Genomic DNA, 13391 nt, shown 5'->3' with positions numbered 1-13391 from the left:
ATCCTGGCGAGCAGCGCCCGCACGGTGACGGATCACCCGTCAGCCGTCCCAGAGCTCCGCCAGATCCAGCCGCAGCCCCTGGAGTTCCGGCTCCCCTTCCAGCACCGCCAGGCCCTCCAGCCGCTGCGGTTCGCCACTGGCGTGCCAAACCTCCACGCCACGGGTTTCGGGCAACAGCAGCCAGCCCAGCCGGGCCCCATTCGCCTGGTAGGTCGCCATCTTGCGGCGCAGGTCAGGCAGCCGGTCGGATGGGCTGGCCAGCTCCACCACCAGATCCGGGCAGAGGGGCGGAAAACCCTGGCGCGCTTCGCTGGAGAGGGCCTGCCAGCGTTCCAGCCGCACCGCGCTGGCATCCGGACTCAGCACGGAGCCATCCGGCAGCAGGAAACCGGTGGAGCTGTCGAACACGCACCAACCGGGCTGGGTGCGGGCCCACAGACCCAGCTGAACAGCCAGCTGGTTGTTGCGCCGGCCGGTTTCGCCGCCTGCAGGGGTCATCTCGATCAAACGCCCGTCAGCCGCCAGCTCCAGCACCGCTTCCGGATTGGCCGCACAGAGTTCGGCGAACTGGGCCGGCGTGAGCCGCAGCGCTTGGCTGAGTTGGCGGGGCAGGGTAAGCATGGCCCTGCGGAGGCGCACACAGTTGATTGGATCCTAGGCAGGGTTCAGGCGTCCCATCACCAGCCCCCCATACCGACGCACCGCGCTGCGGTGATCCACGTCGGCCCTTAGGCCGATGAAGCCGTCCGGCCGCACCGCCAGCAGGGTGAGGGGCCCCAGGCCCAGGCTGGCCGCTTCCTCCAGCCGCACGGCCACCACCGCCTCCACCAGCGCCGGCGGCACCGAGCCGGCGGCCCTGTCGGCCTCCAGGTCGGCCTGCAGGCCGGCGAGGGCCTCCGGAGGCGCTTCCGGGCCGGCCAGCAGCAGCAGCGTGTGGCCGCAGCGGTGGCTGAGCGCGTGCAGCAGGGACGCACCGGCCCCGGGCGGCAGCGCGATCGTGGTGGGCAGGCGCTGTCCGGCAGCAAAGGGCTGGCCCTCGCCACCGCCGATGATCGCCGAGCCGGCGTAGCTGACGTTCATCTCGGTTTCCGCCACCACCTCCTGCTGGCGGGCCACCGGGTTGGCCAGCATGGCGGCGATCGCCCGGTCGCGTGCGGCGCGCTCAGCGCGCTCCTGCAGCCCGTGGGCCTGCTCGGTGGCGTCGCCCGAGCGGCAGATCTGCTGGGCCACCGGACGCCGCTCCTGCTCGTAGCTGTCCAGCAGGACCGGGTCTGCGGCCCCCTGGTGCACCAGGGCCAGCTTCCAGGCCAGGTTGGCGGCATCATGCAGCCCGCAGTTCATGCCGTGCCCCTCGGCCGGGGAGCAGACATGGGCGGCATCGCCGGCCAGGAACACGGGCCCGGCGCGGAAGGCGCTGGCCACCCTGCTGTGGCAGTGGAAACGGCTGGGGTTCTCCACGGCGCTGAAGCGGGCCTGCGGCAGGTAGCGCCCCAGCACGGCGGCGGCCTCGGCCACCAGATCGCCCTCCTCGACGGTGGGCCGCAGGTACACCCGCCAGCGGCCCTCGGGCAGGGCCGTGAGGATCAGGGGCGAGGCGTCCAGATACGCCGCGTTGACCTCGTGGCTGTCGGCCCAGCCCTCCACCGCCGCATCGAACACGGCCCAGGGGCGGCTGATGCCATGGCCTTCGAAGTCCAGGCCGCTCAGCGCCCGGGTGGTGCTGCGCATGCCGTCGCAGCCCACCAGCCAGCGGGCCTGCACGGTTTGCTCCACCCCGTCGCCAGAGACCACCGTGGCGGTCACCCCGTCACCGTGTGACTCCAGACCCACCAGCCGGCAGGAGCGGTGCACCGTGCCCCCCTGGCCCTCGAGGTGGTCCGTGAGGATGGTTTCGGTCACTTCTTCGGAGAGGCCGAGGTTGAAGCCGAAGCGGCTGCCGCACTCGGCCAGATCCAGTTCCCCCAGCCGCTGGCCATCGGCGTGGATCAGGATCCTGCGCTGCCGGCAGCCGGCCTCGAGAAACCGGTCCACCAGCCCCAGCGCCTCGAAGATCTCCAGGGAGAGGGGGTGGATCACCGTGGCCCGGTCCCAGTGCAGGGCTTCGGCGCGGGCGTCGATCAGCAGGTTGGGAACGCCGCGGCGCTGCAGTTCCCCCGCCAGCAGCAGGCCGGTGGGACCCGCCCCCACCACGAGCACGCAGGTCTGGCGGGGAAGGGATGACGGCATGGCACGCAAGCGGGTTGAACCGCCGGGGGGCACACTAAACCGATCCCAGGGACTCCGCTCTGGCCAACCCATTCCGCTCTCTGGCCGCCGCCCTGGCCGGGGGCCTGACCCTGGGCGCCGCAGCGGTGCAGGCGGCCCCCAACGGCACCTGGCTGTCGCAGCCCCAGATCTGGTACTACACCTCCCGGCAGTCGCTGAACGGGGTGATGGCCGACATCCGGGGCAGCGACTTCAAGGTGGTGTTCCTCGATGTCCGCAAGGTGTCGGAGGCGATGCAGCAGGAGGCGGCCCAGGCGGCCCGGCGCCAGGGTCTGCTGCCGGTGGTGTGGGTGCAGTCGCCCCAGTACCGGGGGCTGCGAATCGACCAACTGGTGGCCGAAGCCCGCCATGGCGACGCGATCCAGGTGGACGACCACTTCTTCGCCAACTACTCCTTGGAGGACTTCTATCTGCTGCGTCGGCTGTACCCCAAACCCATCTTCTGCAGCATCCAACCGTTCCAGGCCAGTCTTCTCCCCACGGCGGGCTGCAACCAGCTGGATGTGCAGTGCTACAGCGCCCCGCAGTTCCAGCAGTGCATCAAGCTGGCCGACCGGCTCGGCGCCGTGGTGAGTCTCTCCAGCGAGAACACCCTCAAGTACCGCAGCCAGCTGGGTGAGAGATCCTTCAACACCTTTCTCTGGCAGGGGCCCTGACGGGCGGGGCGTCCTGCGGCGCCAGATAGGCCCCGATCGCGCGGAAGATGTCATCGGCGGCATTGCAGTAGACACCGCTGGCATCAAAGGCCTCTTCGTCGAAGGTGACCGCCACCGCCACCGCGATCTTCCGTGACGGCAGGTAGGCCATCACCCCGGCCTGCCCGGAAAACAGCGGGTTCTGCAGCAGCCAGGGGCCCGAGAGCACGATCCCGATGCCATAGGTGTAGACGTCGCTGAGGGTGGCGCAGGTCGCACAGCCCTCGATCGGCCGGCCAAAGCCCCGCAGCGTCGGAGCGATCTGCAGCCTGTGGCTCTGCGGCGACAACAACCGGCCCGTTCCGATCGCCTCGGCGGAGGTGGCCATGTCGTGGATGGTGGTGAACTGCACAGCGCCGCGGGTGATCGTCCACGACGGGTTCCAGAAGGTCGACTCCTCGTAGAAGCGCGTCCCCGCCGGGATGCCGAGGCTCTGGCGCCGTTCCGACGAGAAGGCGTGCAGCACCGGCGGCGCGATCGCGGGGGTGCCGCCGGGGTCCCGCGTGTTGCGGAGCTTCAGGGGCCCGAAGATCCGCTCCTGCATCAGCACGGGCATCGTCTGCCCCGTGATGCGCTCCAGCGCCAGGCCCAGCAGGACGTAGTTCGTGTGGGCGTAGTTCCAGCTCGTGCCGGGCTCGTACCAGAGCGTCTTCAGGTCCGCGTAGGCGAGCAGGTCCTGCACGGAGAACTGCCGGAACGGGTTCTCGAGCAGGGTCTTTTCGAACGCGGCATTGCCGATCACGTAGTCGCGGTAGCCGGAGGTCATCCGGGCGAGCTGACCGAGCGTGACCCGCTCCGCATTCGGGATCTCCGGCAGCCACCTGGCGAGCTTGTCGTCGAGGCTCACCCTGTTCTCGTCGACCAGTTGCAGCAGCAACGTCGCCACGTAGGAGATGGCGATCGCACCGTTGCGGACGTGCATGTCCTCCGTCGCGGGCACCCCCGTCAGGGATTCGCCCATCGCCTCGGTGACCACTTCCTTGCCGTCGATCGTCACCCGCACGATCACCGCCCTCAGATGGTCGTCGGCCATGCGCTGGCGAACGATCCGCAGGATGCCGGCCGCCGGCGGGACGCCCTCGGCGGTCCCGGCCTGGACGGGGGCCGCTCCGCCCAGGCAACCCGCCAGGAGAGCACCGAGGACCCGTCGTGCCTGTGGGGCGAACCAGCGACGATCCACACCGGTTCGGGCAGCAAGCGGCAACGCTACGCGCCCTGGCGCCTGCCGATCCCGGTGAGCTTCCTACCCTGCCCCCGATTGCGACATGCCATGTCCAGCCCCCATGGCCTGCGTCGCTGGGCCGCCCCGCTGCTGGTGGTTGGTGCGCTGAGCGCTGTGATCGGCACGCCCGCGGCAGCCGGCCCCCCGGCGGCCCCGGTGACGCTGGACTTTTCCGGTCAGACCTACCGGCTGCGCTGGTCGTCCCAGCACCAGCACGAGTTCACCCCGGCGGGCCAGGACGACCTGAGTCGCTGGACGGACATGGTCACCATCAACACCTACTCCGGGGTGCGTGATGGGGAAGGGCTGGCCGAGGTGGCCAACCGGGCCCTCGCCAACTACCGGCGCCACGGGGCCACGGTGCTGCGCACGGCTTCCATTCCCCGCACCGCCGACCGCCCCGCCGAGCACCTGGTCGTGGCCCTCTTCCCCACCCGCGCCTTCAGCGAAGCCGTCTTCGCCCGCTGGCGCCAGACTGACGGCCACGGCACCGCCGTGATCGTCAGCCACCGCATCCATGGCCCGAAGGCGGGGGACGCCATGGCGGCCTGGTGGCAGGCGAATGGATCCGCCGTGGAACGTCGCCTGATGGCCCTCGATCCGATTCCCTCCCATCGCGTCCTTGAGCCGGCCAGCCCTTGAGCCGGAGCAGCAGCTTCCCCGCCGTCAGCCGTCGCGATCCAGTGGCTGCCCCTCCAGAAAAGCGATCACCTCATCGCACCAGCGGATCCATTCCTGCTCGAACAGGATGCCCCGGCGCAGGGTGAGGTAGCGGTACTGCTCCTGCAGCGGCAGGGCTGGGTGGCTGCGGAACAGGGCCTCCTTCTCCCGATAGGAGGCGAGCTGGCCGGCATGGACGGCGCGGCGGCGGCGCACCTCCGCCAGCAGCTGGGCGGGCTCGCTGTAGGGGCCGCCGAGCACCTTGACCAGCAGGTCCTCGCGGATCGGGGTGGGCAGCGAGGGCTCGGCGGCCCACTGGCTGAGCTCCCGCCGGCCCGCCTCGGTGATGGCGTACACCTTGCGGTCCGGCCGTCCCTGCTGGGGCACCACCTGGCAGCGGACCCAGCCGTTCGCCTCGATCCGCGCCAGCTCCCGGTAGATCTGCTGCTGGCTGGCGGTCCAGTAGCAGGCCATCGTCTCCTCGAACTGCTTGCTGATGTCGTAGCCGCTGGCGTCCTTCTCGCAGAGCACCGTGAGGATCGTGTGCGCCAGGGCCATGGCAGGGAGGAGATCGCGGCGGCTGGGGAGTCGATCCTGGCCCAGCCGCCGCCGGACCCGATTGACCTACCAAACAAGTTGCGCATACACTTTGGCGCATACCCAATCTGTTGCATAGCTCTGTGCCTGGCACAGGTTGTGCCGGGCAGAGGGGGTCCCGCCGCCGTCCCCCCATGGATTCCGCCCCCGCGATGCCGCCAGCGCTGCTGAGCGCCCTGCGACGGACCCGCTGGGGGCCACCGATCGCAATCGCTGCGGCCGCCGCCGGCCTCGCGATCGCCGTGGCGGTGTCCCGCCAGCCCCGCCCCCAGGTCCAGCGCCCCCTGCCGGTGGCGGTGGTGACCGCCCAGCCAGTGACCAGCTACCTCACCAGCCGCGACTACACCGGCGAGGTGGTGGCCGGCCGCAGCAGCAGCCTCGGCTTCGAGCTCCCCGGCACCCTCGAGCAGGTGCTGGTGGAGGAGGGGGACCGGGTGATGGCCGGCCAGCCGTTGGCCCACCTCGACCGCCGCCGGCTCCGGGCCCAGCGCCAGCAGTCGCTGGCCCAGCGGGATGTCGCCCGGGCCGCCGTTGAGGAGGTGCGGCAGCAGCTCACCCTGGCCGAACTGCAGCGCGACCGCCGCCGGCGGCTCCATGCCCAGGGGGCGATCTCCCGCGAGGACCTCGACCAGCAGATCCATGGCAGCGCCGCCCTGCGCAGCCGTCTGGTCCAGGCCGAAGGCCAGGTCGAGGAGGCCGAGGCCCGCCTGCGCCAGATCGATGTCGACCTGGCCCGAAGCGTGCTGGTGGCCCCCTTCGACGGCACGGTGAGCCGGCGGCGACTCGATGAGGGCGTGGTGGTGAGCGGCGGCCAGGCGCTGATCACCCTGGTGGAGTCCGCCCCCCTGGAGGCGCGGGTGGGGGTGCCGCCCGACGCCGCCCAGGACCTGCGGCCGGGGCAGCGCCATCCCGTGCGCGTCGGCGATCGCCGCCTGCAGGCCACCGTCAGCGCCCTGCTGCCGGAACTCGATGCCGGCAGCCGCACCGCCACTGTGGTGCTGAGGCTGCCGGCCGAGGATCTGCCGGTGGGGGCCACGGCCCGCCTCAGCCTGCGGCGCACCGAGATGGGCGCCGGCTTCTGGCTGCCCACCACCGCCCTGGTGGCCGCCGAACGGGGCCTCTGGTCGGTCTATGTGCTGGTGCCGGCCGACGCCGCGCCAGAACGGGGGCGGCGGGTGGCCCGGCGCCTGGTGGAGCCCCTGCACACCGAGGGCGACCGCTCCCTCGTGCGCGGCACCCTGCGCCCCGGCGACCGGGTGATCGCCGCCGGCACCCACCGCGTCGTGCCCGGGGTCCGGGTGACGGAGGCGCCCTGATGTTCGACATCTTTCACCGGAACCGCCAGCTGCAGCTGCTCACCCTGCTGCTGGTGGTGGTCTGGGGGCTGTCGGCCCTGGTCACCCTGCCGCGGCTGGAGGACCCCCTGATCACCCAGCGCAACGCCCTGGTGGTCACCGCCCTGCCGGGGGCCACGCCGGAGCGGGTCGAGTCCCTCGTGACCGAACCCCTCGAGGAGGCCCTGCTCGAGCTGGAGGAGGTGGACCACCTCGACTCCACCTCCTCCACCGGCACCTCGGTGATCGCCGTGAGCCTCAAGGAGTCGATCCGCCAGGTGGCGCCGGTGTGGGGCAAGGTGCGCAGCAAGATCGACGACGCCACCCCCGACCTGCCGCCGGAGGCAACGGACCCGGAGTTCCGCGACGGCAACATCGGCGCCAGCGCCCTGATCGTCGGCCTCACCTGGGAGCTCGATAGCCCCCCCAACCTGGGCCTGCTGACCCGGTTGGCCGACGACCTGGCCAGCCGCCTGCGCGCCCTCCCCGGCACCGACCGGGTGGAACTCAGCGGCGAACCCGAGGAGGAGATCCGGGTGGAGATCGGCGCCCGGGAGCTGGCCCGGCTCGGCCTCACCCCAGGCGGGCTCGCCGAACGGATCGCCGCCAGCGACGCCAAGGAGGCCGCCGGCCAGGTGCGGGGCCCCCGCAGCGAGCTGCTGCTGGAGGTGGATGGCGCCCTCGACTCCCTGGAGCGCATCCGCGCCATCCCCCTGCAGACCGGCGCCGACGGTGCCGGCGCCCGCCTGGGGCAGGTGGCCGCCGTCAGCCGCGGGGTGCGCCAACCCGCCTCCCGCCTGGCCCTGGTGCGGGGCCGACCGGCCGTGGTGGTGTCGGCCACGGTGGCCTCCAGTGCCCGGGTCGACCTCTGGGCCCGCCAGGCCCGTGCCCAGCTCGACGCGGTGCGCGCCACCCTGCCCGAGGGCCTGGGGCTGCACACCGTGCTCGACCAGAGCCGCTACGTCCAGGAGCGTCTCGACGGCGTGATCGGCAACTTGATCACCGGCTCGCTGCTGGTGGTGGCCGTGTCGGTGCTGATGCTCGGCGGCCGGGCCGCCCTGGTGGTGGGGGTGGCCCTGCCCCTCTCCGCCCTGATGGTGTTCGGCTGGATGCGGGTGCTGGCGGTGCCCCTGCACCAGATGTCGGCCACCGGCCTGGTGATCGCCCTGGGGCTGCTGATCGACAACGCCATCGTCGTGGTTGACGAGGTGCAGCAGCGGCTGCGCTCCGGCGACAGCCCCTCCGCGGCGGTGCGCCACTCGGTGCGGTACCTGCTGGTGCCGCTGCTGGCCTCCACCCTCACCACCGTGCTGGCCTTTGTGCCCATCGCCACCTCACCGGGGGCCACCGGGGAATTCATCGGCACCATCGGCCTCACCGTGATCCTGGCCCTGGCCAGCTCCCTGTTCCTCTCGCTGACGGTGATCCCGGCCCTCACCGCCCGGCTGAAGCCCTGGCAGCCCCTGGGGCCGGGCATGCGCTGGTGGGAGCAGGGCATCACCCCGGCCCTCCTCGACCGCCCCTACCGCCGCTCCCTGCTCCAGACCCTGCACCATCCCGGGCCGGGGGTGGCCCTCTGCCTTGTGCTGCCGCTGCTGGGGTTTCTGGCCTTTGGCAGCCTCGAGCAGCAGTTCTTCCCGCCCACCAACCGCGACCAGTTCCAGATCGAGCTGCGGCTGCCCCAGCAGAGCGCCCTGGGGCACACCGAGGCCCTGGCGATGGCGGTGCGGCAGCGGATCCGTCAGGACCCCCACGTCGACGACGTGCACTGGTTTCTCGGCGAGAGCGCGCCGGCCTTCTTCTACAACGTGATCGCCTCCGAGGAGAACGCCCCCCACTACGCCCAGGGCCTGGTGCAACTGCGCGGGGCCGAAGGGGTGCGGACGACGATCCGCTCCCTCCAGCAGGCGCTGGATCAGGAGTTCCCCGAGGCCCAGATCCTGGTGAAGCAGCTGGAGCAGGGGCCCCCCTTCGAGGCGCCGATCGAGCTGCGGCTGGAGGGGGCTGATCTGGAGCAGCTACGCCGCAGCGGCGACGAGCTGCGCCGCCACCTGGCCCAGCTGGAGCCGGTGACCCACACCGCCGCCAGCCTGAGCGAGGCCGTGCCCCGCCTGGCCCTGGCGGTGGACGAGGAGCAGGCCCGCCGCAGCAGCCTCGACAACCGCGCCATCGCCCGCCAGCTCCAGGGCGGCCTTGAGGGCAGCGTCGGCGGTTCGATCCTGGAGGGGGTCACCACCGTGCCGGTGCGGGTGCGGGTGGCCGAGGCCCAGCGCAGCGATCTCCAGCAGGTGGCCTCGCTGGATCTGGTGGCGCCCGGCAGCGAGGCACCGATTCCCCTCGGGGCCCTGGCCGGGCTGCGGCTGGAGCCGGAGCTGGCCGCGATCGAACGGCGCGACGGGCAGCGGATCAACACGGTGCAGGCCTTCCTGACGGCGGGGGCGCTGCCCGATTCCGTGCTGCGGGACTTCCGCCGCCAGCTCGAGCAGGAGGGCTGGCAGCTGCCGGCCGGGGTGAGCCTGGCCTACGGCGGCGAGGCCGATGCCCGCGGCGAGGCGGTCGGAAACCTGCTCTCCACCGTGGGCGTGCTGGCGATCCTGATGACCGCCACCCTGGTGCTGTCCTTCCGCTCCTTCCGGATGGCCGCCCTGATCGCGTCGGTGGCGCTGCTGTCGGTGGGGCTGGCGGCCCTGGCCCTGAGGCTCAGCGGCTCTCCCTTCGGCTTCACCGCCATCCTCGGCACCCTCGGGCTGATCGGGCTTGCGGTGAACGACGCGATCGTGGTGCTCACCGCCATCCGCGCCGATCCGCTGGCCCGCAGCGGCGACCCTGCCGCCACCGCCGCCGTGGTGGAGCACGCCACCCGCCATGTGCTCGCCACCACGATCACCACCGTGGTCGGCTTCCTGCCCCTGATGCTCGATCCCTCCGGCTTCTGGCCGCCGCTGGCGATCGCGGTGGCCGGCGGCCTGGTGGGGGCCACGGCCCTGGCCCTGTACTACGTGCCGGCCGCCCACGGCCTGCTGGCACGGGCCACCAGAGCCGCGCCTGGCCAGACTTCCCTGCGTCACCCTCCGAGTCCTGCGGCATGAAGCGTCTTCCTGGGGTGCGGGTGCTCCTGCTGGCCCTGGTCCTGGCCGCACCCCGGCAGCGGCGTTGATGCCGCCGCGGCCCGCCGCATCGGCCGCTGGGCCTGGCCGAATACGCCGTGCCCGGAGCCGCCATCGCCCTGGTGCAGGACGGCCGGCTGACGCTGGTGGAGGGCTTCGGGGTGCGCGATCTGGCCACCGGCGCCCCCACCACCGCCGACACGGTGTTCCAGCTGGCCAGCGTCTCCAAGACCTTCACCGCCGCCACGGTGGCCGCCCTGGTGGATCGCAGGAAGCTGGACTGGGAGCAGCCGATGGTGTCGCTGCTGCCGGACTTCCGCCTCCATGACGCCTATGCGGGCCGTTGGGTGAATGCCCGGGATCTGCTCACGCACCGCGCCGGCTTCCCCGCTTTCTTCGGCGACCTCTTCGATCACCTCGGCTACGGCGACGCCGACGTGCTGCTCCGGATCCGCTACGTGGAGCCCGCCACCTCCTTCCGCGACCGCCCTGCCTACTCCAACATCGGCTTCTTCCTCGCCGGTGAGCTGGCAGCGAAGGCCGGCGGCCAGCCCTTCCCCGAACTCACCCGCAGCCTGATCTTCGAGCCCCTGGCCATGACCCGCACGGGCGTGGCCAGCACCCTGGTCGGCAGCGCCGCCGTCCCCGGCAGCCTCACCGATGTGAGCCGCTCCCATGCCCTGGTGGGGGATCGCCTGCAGGTGGTGCCCCCCAACCTCAGCGCCCTGTTCATCGCCGCCGGCGGCTTCGCCAGCAGCGCCAACGACCTGGGCCGCTTCCTCACCCTGCTGGCCCGCGGCGGCGAGATCGATGGCCGGCGGGTGCTCTCGGAGACGGCCGTCAAGGCGATGTTCGAGCCGGTGATCGCCGAGGAGCCGGGCTTCGCCGAGTTCCCCCCCATCGATGCCGACTCCGGCTTCGACTACGCCCCCGGCTGGGGGGTGTACCACTACAACGGCCTCAAGGTGCTGGAGAAGGGCGGCGCCCTTGATGGCGTGCGCACCCTGCTGCTGGTGGTGCCCCAGAAGCGCTTCGCCGTGGCGATCCTGGCCAACCGCAACCTCACGGCCGCCCCGGCGAGGCCGACCTGCAACCCAGGATCCGGGCCCAGGCCCGCCGATGCGAAGCCGCCGTCCCGGCCCCTGGCGGCCTACACCGGCACCTACATCAACGACCTGTGGGGCACCTGGACGGTGGCCGAGCACAACGGTTCCCTGGAGGTGCTGGCCGGTCCGGCCCGCTACCGGGCTCCGCTGACCCCCTGGAACGGCGACACCTTCCACCTGCTCTGGCCCGGGGTGCTCTCCGCACCGGTGCAGGTGCCGTTCGCCAGCGATAGCGCCGGCCGGGTGAGCGGCTTCGATTACCTGGGCTACGGATTCCGGCGCGTGGCGCCCTGAAGGGCCACCCTGAGCGTTGGATCGCCACGTTGCCGCCATGCCACCACCCCTCGGCCGACGCCAGCTGCTCTCCCTCTCCGGCCTGGCCCTCGGGGCTGGTCTCTGGCAGGTCTGGAAACCGGCCACGGTCCGGGCCGCTATCACTGCCGCCGCCGGCCTGGCGGCCCCGCCCCGCAGCGGCACCCGCCTGGTGCTGATCAGCGATCTCAACGCCGCCTACGGCTCCACCACCTACATCGACGAGGTGCACCGCGGTGTGGCCCTGATCCCACCCCTGCGCCCGGACCTGGTGATCTGCGCCGGCGACATGGTGGCGGGCCAGAAGGCGGGACTGGGCCGCCAGCGGCTGGCCGCCATGTGGGCGGGCTTCGATCGCAGCGTGCTCGCCCCATTGCGCCGTGCTGGCCTGCCGTTCGCGCCGGCCATGGGCAACCACGATGCCTCCGGCGCCAGCGCCGCTGGCCGCTTCCTGTTCGCCGACGACCGCGCCGAGGCGGCCCGCTTCTGGCGGGCGCGCCGCGACAGCCTCGGTCTGCGCTTCGTCGACAGCGGCAACTTTCCTTTCCACTACGCCATCCGCCAGGACGACGTGTTCGTGCTGGTCTGGGACGCCTCCACCGCCCAGGTGCCGGCGGAGCAATGGCGCTGGGCCGAGCGAATCCTGGCGGGCCCCGCCGCCCGCTCCGCCAGCCGGCGCCTGGTGGTGGGCCACCTGCCGCTGCGGGCCGTCAGCCAGGGCCGCGACCGGCCCGGGGAGGTGCTGGCGCAGGCGGCGGCCCTGCAGCAGCTGCTGGAGCGCCATGGGGTGGAGGGCTACGTGAGTGGCCATCAGCACGCCTACTTCCCGGCCCGCCTGGGCCAGCTGGACCTGTTCCACCTCGGCGCCATGGGCAGCGGCCCCCGCCGGCTGCTGGGCCAGACCACCACCCCCTTCCAGACCCTCACCGTGCTGGATCTGGTCGGCAGCCCGCCCCGGCTGGTGGACACCAGCTTCGATCTGCGCACCCTGCGGCGCATCGACCCGCAACGGCTGCCCCGTTCGCTCCGCGATGCCGCCGGCCGGGAGCTGCAACGGCGGCCCAGCGCCTGAACTGGCGGGGACCGCGCCGGCAGTTCTATCGTCGCCGCCATCGCAAGCCGATGTCATGAAGCTGCCGGAAGGCTGGCGGATCTACGCCCTGGTTGTGGGACTGAACGTGCTGGCGCTCTCGCTCTGGTGGGTCGACCGCGACGCGGTGCCCCACCCCTCCGCCGGCGGCATGGGCGCCTGGATCGCCGCCCGCCTGGGGTCCTGAGTTGCCCGTGATCACGATGAACAGCCAACACCTGGGCCTGCGGCCACTGGTCGCCCTGCTGGCCCTCCTGGCGGCGGCGCCGCAAACCGCTGCGCTGGCGGCGACACCCTCCCCTGCCCCGCTGGAAGGCACCGCCTGGGTGCTGGAGCGGCTGGGGCAGCGCCAGCCCCAGAACGGCACCAGCATCACCCTGCGCTTCGAGGCTGGCCGGGTGGCGGGCAGCGACGGCTGCAACCGCTTCGGCGCCCCCGTCACGGTCCGGGGGACGGGCCTGCAGGTGTCGGCCCGGGGCCTGAGCACCAAGATGGCCTGCCCGCCGGCGGTGATGCAGCAGGCCGAAGCCTTCCAGACGGCGCTCACCAGCAGCCGGGGTTTCCGCCTCGACGGCGAGCGCCTGCGGCTGCTCTCGGCCGACGGCCGGACCCTGCTGGAGCTGGTGGCCCAGTCGCAGCGGCTGGTGGGCAGCACCTGGCGGGTGGCGGGGTTCAACAACGGCCGCCAGGCGCTGGTGAGCCCGATCCTGGGCACCAGCCTTTCGCTGCGGGTCGTCAAGGCCGGCCAACTAGCCGGTTCGGCGGGTTGCAACCGCTTCACGGCGCCGGTGCGGCTGGAGGGCTCCCGCCTGCGCATCGGCACCCCGGTGGCGACCAGAAAGCGCTGCGCCGGCGCCGGGGTGATGGAGCAGGAGCAGCAGTTCCTGGCCGCCCTGCCGACGGCCTCCAGCCTGCGACTCGAAGGCGAGTCCCTGGAGCTGCGCCGGGCCGACGGCGCCATCGCCCTCAGCCTGCGGCGCGTTCCGGGGCCCTGAGAGGCACG

Annotated in this window: 12 protein-coding genes; 8 read left to right on the top strand and 4 right to left on the bottom strand. The window is 72.3% G+C overall.

Features of this window, described 5'->3' with window-relative positions; translation table 11 throughout:
* Window positions 1-39 precede the first annotated feature (39 nt).
* The gene (locus KUG43_RS15320; protein WP_216910482.1) at window positions 40-621 is read right to left on the bottom strand and encodes a Uma2 family endonuclease; all 582 of its coding nucleotides are present in this window, start codon (window positions 619-621) and stop codon (window positions 40-42) included.
* Window positions 622-654: 33 nt separating this feature from the next.
* Window positions 655-2226: an FAD-dependent monooxygenase gene (locus KUG43_RS15315; RefSeq protein ID WP_216910480.1), complete on the bottom strand. Its 1572-nt coding sequence runs from the start codon at window positions 2224-2226 to the stop codon at window positions 655-657.
* Window positions 2227-2351: 125 nt separating this feature from the next.
* Between KUG43_RS15315 and KUG43_RS15310 the strand changes: the two genes are divergently transcribed.
* Entirely contained in the window at window positions 2352-2921 is a 570-nt protein-coding gene (locus KUG43_RS15310; RefSeq protein WP_216910477.1) for a hypothetical protein, read from the top strand.
* Here KUG43_RS15310 and KUG43_RS15305 read toward each other — a convergent pair.
* Window positions 2893-3993: a serine hydrolase domain-containing protein gene (locus KUG43_RS15305; protein ID WP_286194856.1), complete on the bottom strand. Its 1101-nt coding sequence runs from the start codon at window positions 3991-3993 to the stop codon at window positions 2893-2895. The two genes, KUG43_RS15310 and KUG43_RS15305, sit on opposite strands and share 29 nt — an antisense overlap.
* Between KUG43_RS15305 and KUG43_RS15300 the strand changes: the two genes are divergently transcribed.
* Window positions 3979-4824 (top strand): hypothetical protein, encoded by an 846-nt coding sequence (locus tag KUG43_RS15300; protein ID WP_286194855.1) that lies wholly within the window; start codon window positions 3979-3981, stop codon window positions 4822-4824. The genes KUG43_RS15305 and KUG43_RS15300 overlap by 15 nt on opposite strands.
* A 24-nt stretch (window positions 4825-4848) precedes the next feature.
* Here KUG43_RS15300 and KUG43_RS15295 read toward each other — a convergent pair whose 3' ends face one another.
* Complete coding sequence (locus KUG43_RS15295) at window positions 4849-5400, bottom strand: PadR family transcriptional regulator (protein WP_216910473.1); 552 nt, start codon at window positions 5398-5400, stop codon at window positions 4849-4851.
* A gap of 173 nt (window positions 5401-5573) precedes the next feature.
* Here KUG43_RS15295 and KUG43_RS15290 point away from each other — a divergent pair, with 173 nt between their 5' ends.
* The 6 genes from KUG43_RS15290 (at window position 5574) to KUG43_RS15265 (ending at window position 13383) form a co-directional block, all read left to right on the top strand.
* On the top strand, window positions 5574-6755 hold the full coding sequence (locus KUG43_RS15290) for an efflux RND transporter periplasmic adaptor subunit (RefSeq protein WP_286194854.1): 1182 nt from the start codon (window positions 5574-5576) through the stop codon (window positions 6753-6755).
* Entirely contained in the window at window positions 6755-9862 is a 3108-nt protein-coding gene (locus KUG43_RS15285; protein ID WP_216910471.1) for an efflux RND transporter permease subunit, read from the top strand. Before KUG43_RS15290 ends, KUG43_RS15285 begins: the two co-directional genes overlap by 1 nt.
* A gap of 95 nt (window positions 9863-9957) precedes the next feature.
* Window positions 9958-11280, top strand: coding sequence for a serine hydrolase (locus KUG43_RS15280; RefSeq protein WP_353618054.1), 1323 nt, complete (start codon window positions 9958-9960; stop codon window positions 11278-11280).
* Window positions 11281-11317: 37 nt separating this feature from the next.
* Window positions 11318-12370: a metallophosphoesterase family protein gene (locus KUG43_RS15275; protein WP_216910466.1), complete on the top strand. Its 1053-nt coding sequence runs from the start codon at window positions 11318-11320 to the stop codon at window positions 12368-12370.
* A 55-nt stretch (window positions 12371-12425) separates the two neighbouring features.
* Complete coding sequence (locus KUG43_RS15270) at window positions 12426-12575, top strand: hypothetical protein (RefSeq protein ID WP_216910464.1); 150 nt, start codon at window positions 12426-12428, stop codon at window positions 12573-12575.
* 16 nt (window positions 12576-12591) lie between these two features.
* Window positions 12592-13383 (top strand): META domain-containing protein, encoded by a 792-nt coding sequence (locus KUG43_RS15265; RefSeq protein ID WP_216910463.1) that lies wholly within the window; start codon window positions 12592-12594, stop codon window positions 13381-13383.
* Window positions 13384-13391 lie beyond the last annotated feature (8 nt).

It is taken from the genome of Synechococcus sp. CCY 0621 (assembly GCF_019038465.1).
Lineage (GTDB): Bacteria > Cyanobacteriota > Cyanobacteriia > PCC-6307 > Cyanobiaceae > Cyanobium.
The sequence above is the reverse complement of the archived record's forward strand: the minus strand, read 5'-3'. Positions and strand labels throughout refer to the sequence as shown.